Source organism: Pseudomonas sp. JL27(2026) (assembly GCF_056933555.1).
In genome coordinates, this window is the sequence record NZ_CM167794.1 from 215,171 (window position 1) to 233,941 (window position 18,771).

At 60.9% G+C, this 18,771-nt stretch carries 17 protein-coding genes and 1 pseudogene; 11 read left to right on the top strand and 7 right to left on the bottom strand.

Going from position 1 to position 18,771, the window contains the following annotated elements; genetic code table 11:
* The first annotated feature begins 40 nt into the window (after positions 1-40).
* Positions 41-1,318, top strand: a complete 1,278-nt coding sequence (gene gabT, locus AC1Z1G_RS00975) for a 4-aminobutyrate--2-oxoglutarate transaminase (protein WP_483624124.1) — start codon at positions 41-43, stop codon at positions 1,316-1,318.
* Between the two features lie 139 nt (positions 1,319-1,457).
* Entirely contained in the window at positions 1,458-2,672 is a 1,215-nt protein-coding gene (locus tag AC1Z1G_RS00980; protein ID WP_483624126.1) for an HDOD domain-containing protein, read from the top strand.
* 131 nt (positions 2,673-2,803) lie between these two features.
* Here AC1Z1G_RS00980 and AC1Z1G_RS00985 read toward each other — a convergent pair whose 3' ends face one another.
* Positions 2,804-3,793: a GGDEF domain-containing protein gene (locus tag AC1Z1G_RS00985; protein ID WP_483624128.1), complete on the bottom strand. Its 990-nt coding sequence runs from the start codon at positions 3,791-3,793 to the stop codon at positions 2,804-2,806.
* A gap of 251 nt (positions 3,794-4,044) precedes the next feature.
* The gene (gene desA, locus AC1Z1G_RS00990; RefSeq protein ID WP_483624129.1) at positions 4,045-5,229 is read right to left on the bottom strand and encodes a delta-9 fatty acid desaturase DesA; all 1,185 of its coding nucleotides are present in this window, start codon (positions 5,227-5,229) and stop codon (positions 4,045-4,047) included.
* A gap of 147 nt (positions 5,230-5,376) precedes the next feature.
* Between desA and dibA the strand changes: the two genes are divergently transcribed.
* The 6 genes from dibA (at position 5,377) to AC1Z1G_RS01020 (ending at position 11,837) form a co-directional block, all read left to right on the top strand.
* Complete coding sequence (dibA, locus tag AC1Z1G_RS00995; RefSeq protein ID WP_483624131.1) at positions 5,377-7,296, top strand: phosphodiesterase DibA; 1,920 nt, start codon at positions 5,377-5,379, stop codon at positions 7,294-7,296.
* A gap of 315 nt (positions 7,297-7,611) precedes the next feature.
* Positions 7,612-7,794: a sulfur starvation response protein OscA gene (gene oscA, locus AC1Z1G_RS01000; protein ID WP_007941032.1), complete on the top strand. Its 183-nt coding sequence runs from the start codon at positions 7,612-7,614 to the stop codon at positions 7,792-7,794.
* Positions 7,795-7,951: 157 nt separating this feature from the next.
* Positions 7,952-8,962 (top strand): sulfate ABC transporter substrate-binding protein, encoded by a 1,011-nt coding sequence (locus AC1Z1G_RS01005; protein WP_483624134.1) that lies wholly within the window; start codon positions 7,952-7,954, stop codon positions 8,960-8,962.
* 177 nt (positions 8,963-9,139) lie between these two features.
* Complete coding sequence (gene cysT, locus AC1Z1G_RS01010; protein WP_347903157.1) at positions 9,140-9,958, top strand: sulfate ABC transporter permease subunit CysT; 819 nt, start codon at positions 9,140-9,142, stop codon at positions 9,956-9,958.
* A 13-nt stretch (positions 9,959-9,971) separates the two neighbouring features.
* Positions 9,972-10,844, top strand: coding sequence for a sulfate ABC transporter permease subunit CysW (gene cysW, locus AC1Z1G_RS01015; RefSeq protein ID WP_483624136.1), 873 nt, complete (start codon positions 9,972-9,974; stop codon positions 10,842-10,844).
* A 3-nt stretch (positions 10,845-10,847) separates the two neighbouring features.
* A complete protein-coding gene (locus tag AC1Z1G_RS01020; RefSeq protein ID WP_483624138.1) occupies positions 10,848-11,837 on the top strand; it encodes a sulfate/molybdate ABC transporter ATP-binding protein in 990 nt (329 codons plus the stop codon).
* Positions 11,838-12,018: 181 nt separating this feature from the next.
* Here AC1Z1G_RS01020 and AC1Z1G_RS01025 read toward each other — a convergent pair whose 3' ends face one another.
* Positions 12,019-12,543, bottom strand: a complete 525-nt coding sequence (locus tag AC1Z1G_RS01025) for an Mpo1 family 2-hydroxy fatty acid dioxygenase (RefSeq protein ID WP_483624139.1) — start codon at positions 12,541-12,543, stop codon at positions 12,019-12,021.
* A gap of 86 nt (positions 12,544-12,629) precedes the next feature.
* Here AC1Z1G_RS01025 and AC1Z1G_RS01030 point away from each other — a divergent pair, with 86 nt between their 5' ends.
* The gene (locus AC1Z1G_RS01030; protein WP_483624141.1) at positions 12,630-13,316 is read left to right on the top strand and encodes a Crp/Fnr family transcriptional regulator; all 687 of its coding nucleotides are present in this window, start codon (positions 12,630-12,632) and stop codon (positions 13,314-13,316) included.
* Positions 13,317-13,333: 17 nt separating this feature from the next.
* Here the strand turns inward: AC1Z1G_RS01030 and AC1Z1G_RS01035 are convergent.
* Positions 13,334-13,459 (bottom strand): annotated as a pseudogene (locus AC1Z1G_RS01035) (metal ABC transporter ATP-binding protein); the annotation flags it as partial.
* Between the two features lie 44 nt (positions 13,460-13,503).
* Between AC1Z1G_RS01035 and AC1Z1G_RS01040 the strand changes: the two are divergent.
* A complete protein-coding gene (locus AC1Z1G_RS01040; RefSeq protein ID WP_483624143.1) occupies positions 13,504-13,869 on the top strand; it encodes a response regulator in 366 nt (121 codons plus the stop codon).
* Positions 13,870-14,017: 148 nt separating this feature from the next.
* Here the strand turns inward: AC1Z1G_RS01040 and AC1Z1G_RS01045 are convergent, their stop codons facing one another.
* The gene (locus AC1Z1G_RS01045; protein WP_483624145.1) at positions 14,018-15,022 is read right to left on the bottom strand and encodes an AraC family transcriptional regulator; all 1,005 of its coding nucleotides are present in this window, start codon (positions 15,020-15,022) and stop codon (positions 14,018-14,020) included.
* Between the two features lie 100 nt (positions 15,023-15,122).
* Between AC1Z1G_RS01045 and AC1Z1G_RS01050 the strand changes: the two genes are divergently transcribed.
* Positions 15,123-16,217 (top strand): fatty acid desaturase, encoded by a 1,095-nt coding sequence (locus AC1Z1G_RS01050; protein WP_483624147.1) that lies wholly within the window; start codon positions 15,123-15,125, stop codon positions 16,215-16,217.
* Positions 16,218-16,237: 20 nt separating this feature from the next.
* Here the strand turns inward: AC1Z1G_RS01050 and AC1Z1G_RS01055 are convergent, their stop codons facing one another.
* Both AC1Z1G_RS01055 and AC1Z1G_RS01060 read right to left on the bottom strand, forming a co-directional pair.
* Positions 16,238-17,053: an ABC transporter ATP-binding protein gene (locus AC1Z1G_RS01055; protein ID WP_483624149.1), complete on the bottom strand. Its 816-nt coding sequence runs from the start codon at positions 17,051-17,053 to the stop codon at positions 16,238-16,240.
* On the bottom strand, positions 17,050-18,648 hold the full coding sequence (locus tag AC1Z1G_RS01060; RefSeq protein ID WP_483624151.1) for an ABC transporter permease: 1,599 nt from the start codon (positions 18,646-18,648) through the stop codon (positions 17,050-17,052). Before AC1Z1G_RS01060 ends, AC1Z1G_RS01055 begins: the two co-directional genes overlap by 4 nt.
* Positions 18,649-18,771 lie beyond the last annotated feature (123 nt).

Consider the following 18,771-nt stretch of genomic DNA (forward strand, 5'->3'; position numbering starts at 1 on the left):
CTTGAGCCACGCCGCCCGATGAGCGGTGAATGAGGACACTATGAGCAAGACCAACGCATCCCTGATGAAACGCCGCGAAGCCGCTGTACCCCGCGGTGTTGGCCAGATTCACCCGATCTTCGCCGATTCCGCGAAGAACGCCACCGTGACCGACGTTGAAGGTCGCGAGTTCATCGACTTCGCCGGCGGCATCGCCGTGCTGAACACCGGTCACCTGCACCCGAAAATCATCGCGGCCGTGACCGAGCAGTTGAATAAGCTGACCCACACCTGTTTCCAGGTGCTGGCGTACGAACCCTACGTCGAACTGTGCGAGAAAGTGAACGCCAAGGTGCCGGGTGATTTCGCCAAGAAAACCCTGCTGGTGACCACTGGTTCCGAAGCCGTGGAAAACGCCGTGAAAATCGCCCGTGCCGCGACGGGCCGTGCAGGCGTGATTGCGTTCACCGGCGCTTACCACGGTCGCACCATGATGACCCTGGGCCTGACCGGTAAAGTCGTGCCTTACTCGGCCGGCATGGGCCTGATGCCAGGCGGCATCTTCCGTGCGCTGTTCCCGAACGAACTGCACGGCGTAAGCATCGACGACTCTATCGCCAGCATCGAACGGATCTTCAAGAACGACGCCGAGCCGCGTGACATTGCAGCCATCATCATCGAGCCGGTTCAGGGCGAAGGTGGTTTCTACGTTGCGCCTAAAGAATTCATGAAGCGCCTGCGTGCGCTGTGCGACCAGCACGGCATCCTGATGATTGCTGACGAAGTGCAGACTGGCGCTGGCCGTACCGGCACCTTCTTCGCCATGGAACAGATGGGTGTTGCCGCCGACCTGACCACCTTCGCCAAATCCATCGCTGGCGGCTTCCCGCTGGCCGGTGTGTGCGGCAAGGCCGAATACATGGACGCCATCGCCCCAGGCGGCCTGGGCGGCACTTACGCCGGTAGCCCGATCGCTTGTGCCGCTGCGCTGGCGGTGATGGAAGTATTCGAAGAAGAGCACCTGCTGGATCGCTGCAAAGCGGTTGGCGAGCGTCTGGTGACTGGCCTCAAGGCCATCCAGGCCAAGTACCCGGTGATCGGTGAAGTGCGTGCCCTGGGCGCGATGATCGCGGTTGAACTGTTCGAAAACGGCGACAGCCACAAGCCTAACGCCGCCGCCGTCGCGCAAGTTGTGGCCAAGGCGCGCGACAAGGGCCTGATCCTGCTGTCGTGCGGTACTTACGGCAACGTGTTGCGCGTACTGGTGCCGCTGACTTCGCCGGACGAGCAACTGGACAAAGGTCTGGCGATCATCGAAGAGTGTTTCTCCGAGCTATGATCAGCCGAGTGTGACCTGATCGACAAAAAACCCGCTTCGGCGGGTTTTTTTCGTCTTATGAAACCTATCCGTGCTCATAGCACTGTATCGAAGTGCCAGCATTGTCTAAGGTGCAAGCATTGCCCTCGGAGCGTGCTGCATGACTGCTGTTGAATTGCCCGCTGTGCCGCGAGTGCTGATCGCCGAGGCCGACCCCTGGTCCCGCGACCTGCTCAAGCAGGTGTTGTTGAACGTGCGTTGCGACGCCCGGCTGGATCTGTGTGCGGACGGTCAACATGCGCTGGACCTGCTGAGCGAGCATCCCTATGACCTGGTGATCGCCGATTGGGAACTGCCCGGTGTCGATGGCCTGAGCGTACTGCGCAGTGTGCGCCAGCGACGGCGCAACCCGGTGTTGCCGTTTATTCTGATGAGCAGCCGCAATGACAGCGCCAGCGTGCGCGAAGCCTTGCCGCTGGCGCCGACAGCGTACCTGACCAAACCCCTGAACATGGAAAGCCTGACCCAGCGCTTGCAGGACTTGCTGCTGAACGCGGGGGAGTCGGTGGCCTGCGACGTCCCGACGCTGGCGCCGGGCATGACCTTGTCGACGTTCCTGGAGCGGCGCCGCGAACAGGCGGACGGTGCACCGTTGCTGACGGACGTGCAACTGGCGATCAAACGCAGCCTGAACCCCAATGGTCTGGACCTGAAGTTGCTGGAAGAGGAAGTCCGCACCGACCCACAGGTCACTGCGGTGCTGATCGCCGCAGCCAACAGCGCTGCGCAGCATCATGGCAACTCGGTGCAAACCCTGTCTCAGGCGTTGCAACGGCTGGGTACCGGGCAAAGCATGAATCTGATCCTGGGCCTTGCCCTCAAGCGCAGCGCGCGTCTCAGTGAGCCGTGCCTGGCCGACTACGCCGAACGTTACTGGGGGTTGTCGCTGCACACCGCCGAATACGGCCGAACCCTGGCACGTTTGCTGGATCTGGATCAGGAGCGCTGTTACTGCGCCGGCATGCTGCACCGTTTGGGCGACCTGGCGCTGCTGCGTTGCTTGCAGGAGTGGAAACAGGCGGGCGGCGAACTGGACGAGTGGGAAGAGGTTGGCGATACGCTGGAGGCCTTTGGCGCGGCTTACGGGTCGGCGCTGCGCACACGCTGGCGTTTGCCGCTGGAGTTGCGTGAGCTGATTGCGGCGGTCTATCAGCTTGGGGGCGGGGTTTACTCCCGCGAAGCACTGGTGATGAACATGGCCGGGCAACTGGCGCGGTTGACGCCTTCGGAAGGCGTCGAAGAGCTCGCCAAAAGTCGAACCGCACGGTTGCTCAAGATCGGGTTGCCAGAACTCATGCGCTTACGCAAAAAGTAAACCGATCCTTCCCTGTAGAAACGGTTTTTGTGGCGAGGGAGCTTGCTCCCGCTGGGTCGCGAAGCGGCCCCAAGAAATGGGCCTGCTATGCAGTCCAGCGGGAGCAAGCTCCCTCGCCACAGGTATTGAGTTCAGCCGGAGATGATGCGGTTCTTGCCCTGGCGCTTGGCTTCATACATTGCTGCGTCAGCGCGGGCGAACAGGCTGTCCAGGGTTTCGTCGTCGGCAGTGAGACTGGTCAGGCCCTGACTGACAGTGATGCCGAATGTCTGGTCGTCATGGTTGAAGCCCAGGCGCTGGATTTCCCGTTGCAGCCGTTCGGCCACGTGCAGGGCCATGTCCGGCGCACAGCCGGGGAACACCGCGGCAAACTCTTCACCGCCGATCCGCCCAAACAGATCACCTCGGCGCAGCGCCGCCCGGCCACATTCGGCGATCCGTTGCAGCACGTTGTCGCCTTCCGGGTGGCCGTAAGTGTCATTGATGGTTTTAAAGTCATCGATGTCCAGCAACAAAAATGCCAGTGGCGAGCCTTGCTGGCGCGCCTGTTCGAACTCGCGGTTGGCACATTCGAAGAAATGTCGACGGTTGCTGCTCTGGGTCAGCGCATCGGTGGTGGCCAGGCGTTGCAGTTCGGTTTCCAGTTGCTTCTTTTCGGTGATGTCCTCGGCAATGCCGACCACGATCACCGGTTGGCCAGGCTCGGCCTGGCGGTTGATAAAGCACTTGTCGCTGAGCCAGCGCACCTGGCCGTCGGCGGCGATGATCCGGTATTCGCGGTCTTCCACGGCACCTTTTTCCAGCACCTCGGCCAAGCTGCGTTCGGCGTAGTCCAGGTCATCGGGGTAAATGCTGTCACGCCATTCGTGGTAATCGGCCAGCAGTAAGCCTGCGGAGCGGCCGAAAATCCGTTCATAGGCCGGGCTGACATACAGCACTTGCCGGGTTTCCCAGTTGAATGCCCAGAGTACGGCATTGACGCTGACCAGCAGCGAGCTGAACAACTGTTCGCGTTCGCTCAGGCGCGCCACTTCACCTTGGGCGTGCATCAGCGCCATCAGGGTTTGCGCGGCTTCTGGCCACTGGGGGAGGGATGAGTCTTTTGGGTTTTTATTGACCATCGGCACACGTCTCAAAGGGCATGCCGTGAGTTCGACAGCGGCCACAGCAAAGCCCGCCTGGATGGCGAAGTGCTCTTTGAGATAGGGGATTTTGAGCTAAGTTCCCGCTTTTTGTGGCGAGGGAGCTTGCTCCCGCTGGGCGGTATACCGCCCCAACCGGGCGACTGCGTTTTGTCAGTTAAAACGCGTCGCCGGTTTTGCGGCTGCCTTGCAATCGAACGGGAGCAAGCTCCCTCGCCACAGGCAGCCCTTCAGACGGCGGCAGGGCGCAGCGAGTAGGTTTTCAACTGGTTGGCGAAATCGCGCAGCGACTGGATCCCGCTGGCTTCGGCTTCGTGCACCCAGTCCTTGATCGCGGCCAGCATGTCGTGACCGTTCGAACTGGTCTTGACCCAGATCTGCTGCAGGGCCAGGCGTTTTTCGTAAATGACCTTCAGCGCCTGACTGTGCTCGAGCATGGTCTGGATGCGCACGTGGTGTTTGTCATCCAGCAGGCTGGTTTCACGGGAGAGCAGGCGCTTGGCGCGATGGAATTGATGACGCACCGAGTGATCGACCTTTTCCAGCTCTTGCTTGACCAGCGGGGCGATGACCAGCTTGCGGTACTGGGCCATGATCTGGAAACGGTTGTTGAGGATCGCCATGGCGGTGTCCATGTCCAGGCTGCCCTTGCCTTCGACGCGGTGGGCGATCGGCGCTACACGCTGGACCTTGGCCAGGCGCAGGAAGCTGAAGACCTGGATCCAGGCCCAGCCGAGGTCGAATTCCCACTTTTTCACCGACAGTTTTGCCGAGTTCGGGTAGGTATGATGGTTGTTGTGCAGTTCTTCGCCCCCGACCAGGATGCCCCACGGCACCAGGTTGGTTGCCGCATCACGGCACTCGAAGTTGCGGTAGCCGATGGCGTGGCCCAGGCCGTTGATGACGCCGGCGGCCCAGAACGGGATCCACATCATCTGGATCGCCCAGATGGTGATGCCGATGGTGCCGAACAGCAACAGGTCGATGACGCCCATGATCGCCACGCCCAGCAACGGGAAGCGGCTGTAGAGGTTGCGCTCGATCCAGTCTTCGGGGCAGTTCTTGCCGTAGATGCGCAGGGTCTCGGGGTTTTCCGCTTCGGCACGGTACAGCTCGGCGCCTTTGCGCAGAACGGTCGACAAGCCCAGGATGACCGGGCTGTGCGGGTCATCGACGGTTTCGCATTTGGCGTGGTGCTTGCGGTGGATCGCGGTCCACTCGCGGGTGTTCTGCGCCGTGGTCAGCCACAGCCAGAAGCGGAAGAAATGTTTCAGGCCGGCATTGAGCTCAAGGGAGCGATGGGCTGAATAACGATGCAGATAGACCGTGACGCCCACGATGGTGATGTGGGTCATTAACAGGGTGACTGCCACCAGTTGCCAAGGCGACAAGCCGAGTAAACCTTCGTACCACATAGGCTGTATGGCCCTCGATAAAGAAAAAAACAGCCCGCGCATTATCACTCAGCACACAGATAAAACCAGTCGGCCTTTCAGATAAGAGTGGCGGAATGTTTCTTTACTCTATAATTCCAACCTTTTTGTAAGGACATGGATCGCCTAATGTCGGCCTCTTTTCGCGATGCTTTGCGTGCATCGCTGCTTTATCTGGTGATTTCGGTCGTTTGGCTGGGCATTACTGGTTATTTATTGAACAAATTCTTCGATCAATCCGCTGATCTGCCGCGATGGCAACTGATCAACGGTTACCTGTGGGTGCTGTTCAGTGCCTATCTGATCTTCCTGGCGCGGGCGCGATTGTTCAGTTTCATCGGAATCGGCGCGAAGCTGCGGCGCCGCAGCGAAGATCGCGTGCGCTTGCGTCAGGCAGCGGCGGTGTTCGACTGTACGCGCGAGGGGGTGCTGGTCACTGACTGCCGGGGCCTGATTGTCCATGTGAACCGGGCGTTCATGGAAATCACCGGTTACCAGAGTGAAGAAGTGCTGGGCCGCCAGCCGAGTATGTTCAAGTCCGGCCATCACCTCCCGGCCTTCTATCAAGGCATGTTCTCCACGCTCAAAGGCTGCGGCGAGTGGAGTGGCGAGATCTGGAACCGGCGCAAGAGCGGCGAAATCTATCCGCAATGGCAGACCATCCGGGTCATCCACGACGAGCGTGGCCAGCTCAGCCATTACGTGGCGGTGTTTTCCGACATCAGCGCAATCAAGGATTCGGAGCACGAGCTGGCGCACCTGGCCCACCACGACCCGCTGACCGACCTGCCCAATCGCCTGTTATTCACCGACCGTGCCGAGCAGGCGCTGGCCTCCGCGCAAATCCACAAGCGTGGCTGCGCCTTGCTGATGATCGATCTGGATCACTTCAAGATGATCAACGACAGCCTGGGGCACAACGTTGGCGACAAATTGCTCAAGGCCGTGGCCTCGCGTTTGCGCGACATGTTCGGCCCAGGCATTACGCTGGCGCGCCTGGGTGGCGACGAGTTCGCGGTGCTGGCCGAAAGTTGCCCGCAACTGGTGCAGGCGGCAGCGTTGGCGCAACGGATCCTGGATGGCCTCAAAGAACCGTTTCAGATTGCCGGCCATCAGTTGTTCATTAACGCCAGTGTCGGCATCAGCCTGTTTCCCAGCGATGCCCTGAGTGCCGAGCAGTTGTTGCGCAATGCCGACTCGGCGCTGTTCAAGGCCAAAAGCGCGGGGCGCGATGGCTACGCGCTGTACACCGAAGAGTTGACGGCCCATGCCCAGCAGCGGGTCGAGATCGCGTTCGAGTTGCGCCGCGCCCTGGAGCAGCAGGAGTTGCGGGTGTACTACCAGCCGGTGCATGACCTCAAGAGCAGCCGTCTGATCGGCGTCGAAGCGCTGGTGCGCTGGGAGCACCCGCAGCGGGGGCTGGTGTCGCCTGCGGAGTTCATCCCGATTGCCGAACGCACCGGGTTGATCGCCGAAATCGATGCGTGGGTCATGCAGCAGGCGTGTCAGCAGATGTGCCAGTGGCAGCAGGCGGGTGTGGTGTTGTCGTTTGTGGCGGTGAACGTTTCCACGCGGTTGTTTGCCCGTCGCGAGCTGTATGAGCGCGTCGCCCAGGTGCTGCATGACACGGGGCTGGATCCGGCGTACCTGGAGCTGGAAGTCACCGAAAGCGCAGTGATGGAGGACCCGGAAGTGGCGCTGGAGCAAATGCACCGTCTGCGCGAGTTGGGCGTGCGGCTGGCCATTGATGATTTCGGCACGGGTTACTCGTCATTGCTGCGGCTCAAGCGCTTGCCGGTGCAGAAGCTCAAGATTGATCAGGGGTTTGTCGCCGGTCTGCCGTGGGACGAAGATGACGCTGCGATCGTGCGGGTCATCATCGCCCTGGCGCAAAGCATGGGCATGCAGGTCCACGCCGAAGGCATCGAACAGGCCGAGCAGGCGGGCTTCCTGCTTGAGCATGATTGCGACCTGGGCCAGGGCTACTGGTTTGGCCGGCCGGTGCCGGCTGAGCAGTTGGATTGGGCGTGTGCACCGTTAATTGGGTAAACATGCGGCCCGCTTTTTGTGGCGAGGGAGCTTGCTCCCGCTGGGCCGGGCTGGCGCTCCAGCGCGCAGCGGCCCCAGAAATCTTACGTCTGCTACGCAGCCGGGCGCGAGCAAGCTCCCTCGCCACAGGGTTCTAAGTCGGCTGTGAAAATCGTGGATTTTCCCCGCAAACCCTTCTCTTATCGGGTATTTACTTTTAGTTATATAAGCATTCTTAAATAGTATTTTTAAGAATATCTGCGGCTATCTACTATTGCTCTCACGCCGCAAGCAGTGCCGCCACTGCCAGGCACTACTCATTTCAGGAGCAACACCATGAGCGCATCTCTACGTAGCGTTGACGGTCAGGACGAAGCCACCATCTTGCGCGAAATCCAAAGCGCCCTGCGCGATCTGCGCTTCGGTGCGGTGGAGATCACCGTGCACAACGCCCAAGTGGTGCAGATCGAGCGCAAAGAGAAATTCCGTTTGCAGAACCCCGGCAACAAACCGAGTTGAACCCCGCGTCACCCTCTCACGTGTGAGAGCCCCGACTGGTCAACCGGAGGGCGTCATCCCATGACCCCAACCAGCGTGTATACAAGCGTTCAAGCACGAATGCGGGCCTGAAGCGCCAATAAGAAAAGCCAACACCCAGAATTTCAGGAGCTCCACTATGTCGTCGATTCGCCGTTACGCGTTGGCCGCTCTGGCCAGTGCCCTTTTTGCTGGTTCCGCGGTTGCCAAGGATTATGAGCTGCTCAACGTGTCATACGACCCGACCCGCGAGCTGTATCAGGACTACAACGCCGAGTTCATCAACTTCTGGAAGAAAGACCACGCGGGCGACACCGTGAAGATCCAGCAATCCCATGGTGGCTCCGGCAAGCAGGGCCGGGCGGTGATCGATGGTCTGCGGGCCGACGTGGTGACCCTGGCCCTGGCCGGTGATATCGACGAAATCGCCAAACTGGGCAAGACCCTGCCGGCCGACTGGCAGAAGCGTCTGCCTGAAGCGAGCACGCCGTACACCTCGACCATCGTGTTCCTGGTGCGCAAAGGCAACCCCAAAGGCATCAAGGACTGGGGCGACCTGACCAGGAACGGCGTTGAAGTCATCACCCCGAACCCGAAAACCTCCGGCGGAGCGCGCTGGAACTTCCTCGCCGCCTGGGCCTATGGTTTGAAGGCTGGCGGCAGCGAAGCCAAGGCCCAGGAGTACGTCAAGGAGCTGTTCAAGCATGTTCCGGTGCTGGACACCGGTGCTCGCGGTTCGACTATCACCTTCGTCAACAACGGTCAGGGCGATGTGTTGCTGGCTTGGGAAAACGAAGCCTTCCTGGCACTGAAAGAAGACGGCGGCGCTGACAAATTCGACATCGTCGTGCCTTCGCTGTCGATCCTGGCCGAGCCGCCGGTGGCAGTCGTCGACAAGAACGCCGAGAAGAAGGGTAACGAGCAGATCGCCGAGGCCTACCTCAAGCACTTGTACAGCCCGGCCGGTCAGGAGATCGCGGCAAAGAACTTCTACCGCCCGCGTGACAAGGACGTGGCTGCCAAGTACGCCAAGCAGTTCCCGACACTGGACCTGGTGACCATCGACAAGGACTTCGGCGGCTGGAAAACCGCCCAACCGAAATTCTTCAATGACGGCGGCGTGTTCGACCAGATCTATCAGGCGCAGTAACCTGACTTGAGCCACACAACGAACCTTAAGCTTAGGCTCGTAACATGTGGGAGCGGGCTTGCTCGCGAAGGCGGAGTGTCAGACGACTTAAATGTTGACTGATATCCCCTCTTCGCGAGCAAGCCCGCTCCCACATGGATGCGTTTAGCTGATTGATTTTTTCAACCAAGGACTCTTATGTCGCGTCGTATCTCCCCCGTCATACCCGGCTTCGGGCTGACGCTGGGCTACACCTTGGTGTACCTCAGCCTGATTGTGCTCATTCCCCTGGCAGCGATGTTCGTGCATGCCGCCCAACTCACCTGGGATCAGTTCTGGGCCATCATCTCGGCACCCCGCGTGCTGGCAGCGTTGAAGCTCAGTTTTGGCACCGCGCTGTGTGCCGCGATCATCAACGGCATTATCGGCACGCTGCTCGCCTGGGTGCTGGTGCGCTATACCTTCCCGGGGCGCAAAGTCATCGACGCGATGATCGACCTGCCCTTCGCATTGCCGACGGCCGTGGCCGGTATCGCGCTGACCGCGTTGTACGCACCCAATGGGCTGGTGGGTCAGTTTGCAGCGGACCTGGGTTTCAAGATCGCCTACACCCCCCTGGGCATCACCCTGGCACTGACGTTCGTTACACTTCCATTCGTGGTACGTACAGTACAGCCAGTATTGGCCGATATCCCGCGTGAAATCGAAGAAGCCGCCGCGTGCCTGGGTGCCAAACCGCTGCAGGTTTTCCGCTACATCCTGCTGCCAGCTCTGCTTCCGGCCTGGCTGACCGGCTTCGCCCTGGCGTTTGCCCGTGGCGTAGGTGAGTACGGTTCGGTGATTTTCATCGCCGGTAACATGCCGATGAAAACCGAAATCCTGCCGCTGCTGATCATGGTCAAGCTCGACCAGTACGATTACACCGGTGCTACCTCCATTGGCGTGTTGATGCTGGTGGTTTCCTTCGTCCTGTTGCTGCTGATCAACTTGTTGCAGCGGCGCATCGAAACCCCATAAGGAGGCGCGGAACATGTCCCAATCGTCTATTGCGGCCGCCTCTTCGGCCAACGCGGCCCGTCGTGGCAGTGCGGTCTCGCGGCGAGTACTGATCGGCCTCGGCTGGTTGATCTTTGCCCTGTTCCTGTTGCTGCCACTGCTGATCGTGGTGTCCCAGGGGCTGAAGCTGGGCCTCGGTGCGTTCTTCACCGCGATCTTCGAACCCGACGCCTTGTCGGCCCTGAAACTCACGGTTATCGCCGTGCTGATTTCGGTGCCGCTGAACCTGGTGTTCGGCGTCAGCGCGGCCTGGTGCGTGAGCAAGTATTCGTTCCGTGGCAAGAGCATGCTGGTGACGCTGATCGATTTGCCGTTCTCGGTGTCGCCGGTGATTGCGGGTCTGGTCTATGTGCTGATGTTCGGCGCCCAGGGCTTCTTCGGCCCGTGGTTGCAGGATCACGACATTCAGATCGTCTTCGCCTTGCCAGGCATCGTGCTGGCGACGATTTTCGTCACCGTGCCCTTCGTCGCCCGTGAGCTGATCCCGCTGATGCAGGAACAGGGCACGCAGGAAGAAGAAGCCGCGCGGCTGCTGGGTGCCAACGGCTGGCAGATGTTCTGGCATGTGACCGTGCCCAACATCAAGTGGGGCCTGATCTACGGCGTGGTGCTGTGTACCGCGCGGGCAATGGGCGAGTTCGGTGCGGTGTCGGTGGTGTCCGGGCACATTCGCGGGGTGACCAACACCTTGCCGCTGCACGTCGAGATCCTCTACAACGAATACAACCACGTCGCCGCGTTTGCCGTTGCGAGCCTGTTGCTGATCCTGGCGCTCTTCATCCTGCTGCTCAAGCAGTGGAGCGAGTCCCGTATTAACCGCCTGCGCGCCAGCGCCGCGGAGGAATAAGTCATGTCGATCGAAGTCCGTAATGTCAGCAAGAACTTCAACGCTTTCAAGGCGCTGAACAGCATCAACCTGGACATCCACAGCGGCGAGCTGGTGGCGTTGCTTGGCCCGTCCGGTTGTGGCAAAACCACTTTGCTGCGGATCATCGCCGGGCTGGAAACCCCCGATGACGGCAGCATCGTGTTCCACGGTGAAGATGTGTCCGGCCACGACGTGCGTGATCGCAACGTCGGTTTTGTGTTCCAGCACTACGCCTTGTTCCGCCACATGACGGTGTTCGACAACGTCGCTTTCGGCCTGCGCATGAAGCCGAAAAACCAGCGTCCGAACGAAAGCCAGATCGCGGTCAAAGTGCATGAATTGCTGAACATGGTTCAACTCGACTGGCTGTCGGATCGCTACCCGGAACAACTTTCCGGTGGTCAGCGTCAACGTATCGCCCTGGCCCGCGCCCTGGCGGTGGAGCCGAAAGTGTTGCTGCTCGACGAGCCGTTCGGCGCCCTCGACGCCAAAGTCCGTAAAGAGCTGCGCCGCTGGCTCGCACGCCTGCACGAAGACATCAACCTGACCTCGGTGTTTGTGACCCACGACCAGGAAGAAGCGATGGAGGTGGCCGACCGCATCGTGGTGATGAACAAGGGAGTGATCGAGCAGATCGGTTCACCGGGCGACGTTTACGAAAACCCGGCCAGTGACTTTGTGTATCACTTCCTCGGCGATTCGAACCGTCTGCACCTGGGTGAGGACCACCACGTGCTGTTCCGTCCCCACGAAGTGTCGCTGTCGCGCACAGAACTGGAAGACCACCACGCGGCCGAAGTGCGTGACATTCGTCCGCTGGGCGCGACCACGCGCGTCACCTTGAAGGTTGAAGGTCAGAGCGAACTGATCGAAGCCGAAGTGGTGAAAGACCACGACAGCCTGACTGGTCTGGCGCGTGGCGAGACGTTGTTCTTCAAACCCAAGGTCTGGCAGAAACACGCGAGCCTCTAAAAGTTTCGTCGGCTTGCCGCTCCCACAGGGTCTGTACTGACCTGTGGCGAGGGAGCTTGCTCCCGCTCGGGCTGCGCAGCAGTCGCAAAGCAAGCCCCTTGTTCTGCCTGAAAAACGCGGTTGCTGGTTTTAGGACGGCTTCGCAGTCCAGCGGGAGCAAGCTCCCTCGCCACAAAGCGTCTTACGTTGCTGCGCTTTTCTGGCGCAAACGTACCCCACCGGCCCGCGCCTCGATCTGTTCCTTGAGGTCATGCCGCCATCCCAGCAAAAACGCCAGTTCCGCCACTACAAACAGCGGCCCGACAATCAGCCCCGTCACGTCATCGACAAACGCCGGTTTGCGTCCTTCGTAGTGATGGCCAACAAACTGGATTGCCCAGCCGATCACAAACATCGCGACGCCACTGGCGAGCCAGACGAACGTACTCTGCTGCGCGAGTACATGGCCTAGCCAAACGGACAGGCCCAGCAGCACCGTCATCACCCCGCCAAGACGCTTTTCCAGGCGCAAATAGAACCCCGCCGAGGCCAGCGCCACAAGCACTGTCGGCGACAGCCAGAGCCCGGCCAGCGGCCATTCTGGCCGTGCCAGCAGCACCGCGACAGCGACCACGATCAGCGGAATACCAATGAAGTGGCTGGCAATGTTGCGCGGGTCACGGTGGTAAGCGGCGTATTGACTGAGGTGGTCAACGAGGCTTTTCATGGTGCTTGCTCCTGTAGGGACGCCGATCATGCCCCTGTGCGTGGTCGCTGCTCTGTCAGCCAGACGACAATCAACCCGGAGATTTCATGGATATGCAGGCCTGGCGGTCACGCCTGATGAGCGGTCAGTGGTTCAGCCATTTACCGTCCTTGTTACAGGATAGTCTGCTGGCCATGGCCCGCGTGCGGCGCCTGTCGCCGGGCCAGCGGCTGTTCAAGCGCGGCGATGCGCCGTGTGGCCTGTACGCCGTGCTTGAAGGCGCGGTGCGGGTCGGTGCGGTGAACGAGCAGGGCAAGGAGGCGCTGCTGAGCGTGATCGAACCGCCGCACTGGTTCGGCGAAATCTGCCTGTTCGATGGTCAGCCGCGCACCCACGACGCTGTCGGTGTGGGCCACAGCATCCTGCTGCACATTCCGCAATCGGCGTTGCTGGCCTTGCTCGACGAACAACCGCAGTACTGGCAACCACTGGCGCTGCTGATGAGCCACAAACTGCGTTTGACCTTCATCAATCTTGAACAGTTGGCCTTGCTGCCCGCCCCGGCCCGGGTGGCGCACCGCTTGCTGATGATCGCCGATGGCTATGGCGAACTCGAACCGGCGCGGCGCGTTCTGCAACTGCCCCAGGAGCAACTGGCGTTGTTGCTGTCGCTGTCGCGTCAGACCACCAACCAGATCCTCAAGGACCTCGAAAGCCAGGGCATTCTCAACCTCGGTTATGGCGAGATCGAGATCCTCGACACCGAGCGGTTACGGGCGTTGACCACAATCTAATGGCAACCACTGAACCCCTGTGAGAGCGGGCTTGCTCGCGAATGCGGAGTGTCAGTCGATATTGATGTTGGCTGACACGACGCCTTCGCGAGCAAGCCCGCTCCCACAGGGGGAATGTGTTGAAGTTTGTGATGGGCAATCAAGCCAAACACGCCTAGCCTGTGCCGACGACTATCCGAGGTGTGCCATGCGTTTGCTGTTAGTGGAAGACGAACCCGAGGTCGCGAAGCTTCTGGCCCAGGGGTTGAGCGAGGCCGGTTACACGGTGGATGTGGCGGACAACGGTATGGCCGGACGACGCTTTATCGAAGTGCAGGCGTATGACCTGATCATCCTCGATGTGATGTTGCCCGGCCTCAATGGCTGGCAACTGCTGCAACAGATCCGCCAGCTCGGCGCCACGCCGGTGCTTTTCCTGACCACCACCGACGGCATTGAAGACCGCTTGCGCGGGCTGGAACTGCATGACGATGATTACTTGCTCAAGCCGTTTGCGGTGAGCGAGTTGGTGGCGCGGGTGCGTAAGTTGTTGCGTCGTGATCGGGGGCGCTGAGCCTTCCATGGTGCCTGGGAAATCGCTATCGCGAGCAAGCTTTGCTCCTACGGATTTGTGGTGAACCACAACGATGGATCGACGCGAATCTGTAGGAGCAAGGCTTGCCCACGATGAGTCCGGCAAAAGCGGCGTAAATCCCGACGTTTTACCGCATCCCGTCCCGGAACTGCCCCGGCGTCATCCCGGTCCAGCGTTTGAACGCGCGGCTGAAGCTGCTGGTGTCGGCAAATCCCAGTAAGTAACTGATCTCGCTCAACGAACACTGCGGATCGCGCAGGTGCAGCAGCGCAAGGTTTTCGCGGCACTCGTTGAGCAACGTGTCGAAGCGGCAACCTTCGTCGGCCAGATGCCGCTGCAGGCTGCGCAGGCTCAGGTGCAAAGCCTGGGCGATGCGCTCGGCGCCGGGTTCACCTTCCGGCAATTGTGCTTCGATGGCACCGCGCACCTTGCGTTCCCACGTCAGCGGCTTGAGCTGTGCCAGGGTGCGGTTGAGCACCGTTTCGTTGTGCTCGGCCAGTTCCGGGTTGGCGTCGTCCAGGTGGCTGTCGAAATCGGCGAGGGCAAACTCCAGCCGGTCCTCGTCGGCGCCGAAGTGGATCGGTGCGCGAAACACCGTGTGCCACTGTTTCGGGTCTGCCGGTTCAGGGCGGCGCAGGTATACCGCCAGTGGCGCGTAATCGCGGCCGAGGCGGTTGCGACAGGTGCGCACATAAATCGCCGCAAACGCGTCAATGGCTTCGGGCGCTGGCGTCGGGCTGCCTTCGGGGACTTTCAGGATGAAGCAGTAGCGATCTTCGCCGCGAATCAGCACCAGCTCCAGCGCGTCGCTGACCACCTGGTGATACCGCACGATGCGCTCGAACACTTCGCGCAGGCTGCCGCTGGCTACCAGCGCGTAACCCAATGCGTGAAACGTGGTCGGGCTGACGAAGCGCGACACCCGCAAGCCGATGGCCGGATCGCCGCTGACCTGCACCGCCAATTCCCACAACCGCGTGGTGGCGGACAGCGGGTAGCGGGCGTTGGGGTCGTCCATCAACTGCGGGTCGAGCCCGGCCTGTTGGCACAATGTGCCGCTGTCGAAACCCAGGGCGTCGAGTTGTTTGCGCAAGGCGCGGGTCCAGCTGGCGAGGGAGGTGGGTTCAATCATGATGATTGGCGCTTCCAGTCAACAGGTTGGCGTTCACGGCTAGCACTGCACAGGAAGACACAGGGCAGGATGCGAACATCAATAACCAGAGGATGGAAGCATGCACGGTACTTCTGCAAGTCCCGAACGACTGAATGCAGCGCAGCGATCAGCACATATTCGTGAAGTGGTGCTGGCGCGCGGTGTCGAGCTGCGTGAGCGCTACCCGCTGCTCAAGCATCAGGACGCGCTGGGCGCGCTCATTCTGGCCTTTGCCCTGGCCGGGATGATCGGCTCGGCGGTGCTGTACATGACCGGGCACCTGGCGTGGTGGGTATGCCTGCTGCTGAATGCTTTTTTTGCGTCGTTGACCCATGAGCTGGAACACGACCTGATCCACAGCATGTATTTCCGCAAGCAGCGCGTGCCGCACAACCTGATGATGGGGTTGGTCTGGCTGGCGCGGCCGAGCACCATCAATCCGTGGATTCGTCGCCACCTGCACCTCAACCACCACAAGGTGTCCGGCAGCGAATCCGACATGGAGGAACGCGCCATTACCAACGGCGAACCCTGGGGCATTGCACGGTTGCTGATGGTGGGCGACAACGTGATGTCGGCGTTCATCCGTCTGCTGCGCGCCAGGACCTGGGCACACAAACTCAGCATCGTCAAACGCACCCTGAAGGTCTACGCGCCATTGGCGCTGATGCACTGGGGCGCGTGGTATCTGTTCCTCGGCTTTCATGCCGCCAACGGCATCGCGTATTTATTGGGAACGTCGGTTGCGTGGTCGGCGACCACGCTGTCGGTGATGCAGGTGATCGACATTGCCGCCGTGGTGATCATCGGTCCGAACGTGCTGCGCACCTTTTGCCTGCACTTCATCAGCTCGAACATGCACTACTACGGCGACATCGAACCGGGCAACGTGATCCAGCAAACCCAAGTGCTCAACCCGTGGTGGATGTGGCCGTTGCAGGCGTTCTGCTTCAACTTCGGCAGCAGCCACGGCATCCATCACTTTGTGGTGAAAGAACCGTTTTACCTGCGCCAGATGACCGTGCCAGTGGCACACACAGTGATGCGCGAGATGGGCGTGCGCTTCAATGATTTCGGCACGTTTGGACGGGCGAACCGGTTTGTGCGCAAGGATGAGGTTCAGAGTGAAACCGTGGCAGGCGTCACTCATCCGGTTGAAACGGCAAAATACTGAGGATCACGCCGGTCTCCTCCTCAGCAAGCAATGAACGTCAGCGGTAGGTCGCGGATCTGTTCGGGGATGGGTGGTTGGTAGTGATCGTCGCTGGTCAGTTCGTGCAGCAGTTCTTCGCGCAACTGATGGAAGTCGAAACTGCTGCGCTGGCGCGGATGGGGCAGGGTGATATCGACGACTTTTTTGATCCGCCCTGGGCGTGGCTCCATCACCACCACGCGGTCGGCGAGGAAGATCGCTTCTTCGACGTCGTGGGTGACCAGCACCGTGGTGATTTTTTCCCGGCTGCGGATTGTCAGCAGCTCGTCCTGCATCTGTTGACGGGTCAGAGCATCGAGTGCGCCGAAGGGTTCATCGAGCAGCAAAATCCGTGGGCTGGCCACCAACCCGCGAGCAATGGCGACCCGCTGCGCCATGCCGCCGGACAGTTGATGCGGGTAGGCGCGGGTGAAGTCGGTGAGGCCCACCAGCGCAATGAAATCGCCAATGCGTTTTTGTCGCTCGGCCGCACTGAGCGGTTCATTGACCAAGCCCAGTCCGATGTTTTCTTCGACCGTCAGCCATGGGAACAAACGGTGCTCCTGGAACACGATACCGCGCTCCCCGCCAATGCCGGAGACGGCTTTTGCGTCGACACTGATGCGCCCGCGAAACTGCGTGTCCAGCCCCACCAACAAGCGCAGCAAGGTGGATTTTCCGCAGCCGCTGGAGCCGACAATCGCGACGAATTCGCCCTCGGCAATGTCCAGGTTGAATTCACGAATCGCCTCCAGCTCAACGCCGTCGACGTCGAAGGTTTTGCCCACCTGGTTGAAGCTGACAATCGTTGCAGTCATACGAGCCTCCAGCGCGTGGCGCGGGTTTCAATGTGTTGGCCAATCAGGTTGAGCAGGGCGCCGGTCAGGCCCACCAACAACATGCCGGCCATGATCAGGTCCATGCGCAGCAGTTGCTGGGCGCCGATCATCTGGCTGCCGATGCCGCCATTGGACGGCATGAAATATTCGGCGCCGATAGTGCCGAGCCAGGCGTAGATCAGGCTCAGGCGCAGCCCGGCGAAAATCCCCGGCGCGGCACCCGGCAGGATCAACCGGTGCAGGCGCTGGCCGGCGCTCAAGCGCAGGACTTGTGCGGCTTCATTGAGCTGCGGTGAGAGGTTGGCGACGCTGCGCTGGGTGGCGATGAACAGCGGGAAAAACGCCGCAAGGGCGACGAACACCCACTTGGCCAACTCTCCCAAACCGAACCACGCCGTGAGCAGCGGCACCCAGGCGAAAATAGCGATCTGGCGGATGGCCGCGAGGGTCGGGCCGAGCAGGCGTTCACTGACCGATGACAACCCCAGCAACAGCCCCAATACGAACCCGAGACTGCCGCCCAACGCCAGCCCGCCGAGGGTGCGACCCAGGCTCAATGCCATGCCGCCGAGCAGTGTGCCATCGAGCAACCCGTGGCCGGTGGTCTGGAGCACCGCCCAGGGGCTGACCAGAATGTTCGCATCGACCCACTGCTGATCCGACGCCACCTGCCACAGCGTCAGCAAGGCCAGTGGCAGCAGCCACGGTTGCAGGCGCTGCCAGCCTTGATAGCGCGGGCCGCGACGGATCTCAGCAGTGGCCGGGTGTGGCCAGTGCACCAGTTGGCGATCCAGCGCGCCGATGCCACGATCCATCGCGACACCCAACACACCAATAACCACGATGCAGACGAACACAATGTCGAGCATGAACAACTGCCGCGCCCAGACCATCAGGTAGCCAATGCCTTCACTGGACGCGAGCAATTCAACCGCCAGCAACGACGTCCACCCGGCCGCCAGCGCCAGCCGTACACCGGCCATGAACGCCGGCAGTGCGGCGGGCAGTATCAACCGTCGAATCAGCAGCCTGGGCGGTAAGCGCAATGCGGCTGCGGCTTCGCGCAGTTTCGGCTGGGCATCGCGTACGCCGACCAGGGTGTGCAGCGTCACCGGCACCACGATGGCTTTGACCAGCACCACCAGTTTCAATACTTCGCCGATGCCGAAAAACACCATGAATAGAGGAATCCACGCCAGTGTCGGGACTTGCGCCAGCGCGGCGAAGGTCGGGAACACCAGGCGTTCAAAGCGCCGACTGAAACCCAGCGCGGCACCGAGCACGGCACCTGCGCCGATCCCCACGAGCAAGCCCCAGAACAACCGCTGAAGGCTGATCGCCAAGTGGCTCCACAGTTCGCCACCGGACAGCTCGACCGCGCTGCTCCAGACCAGCGACGGTGCGGGCAGGATCTGCTCGCTCATCCAGTGATCACGGCTGGCCAGCCACCACAGCGTGAACAGGCAGATCGGCAACAACCACGGCAGCAGGCGTTGGTTCAGGCTTGGCCACAAGCGCCGGGCGTTTAACGAGGGTGCGGCCAGCGGCAGGCTCAGCAGGGAAACGCGGGCCATGAGGGACCTCCGTTGTCGGGTTGCAAGGCAGGATTTAGGATCATGCAAAATGGATCTAATAATTTTAAAAATAATTCTATTTAGAGATAAGAAAAGCCATTTAAGGCCGGCCGCTCCCACGCA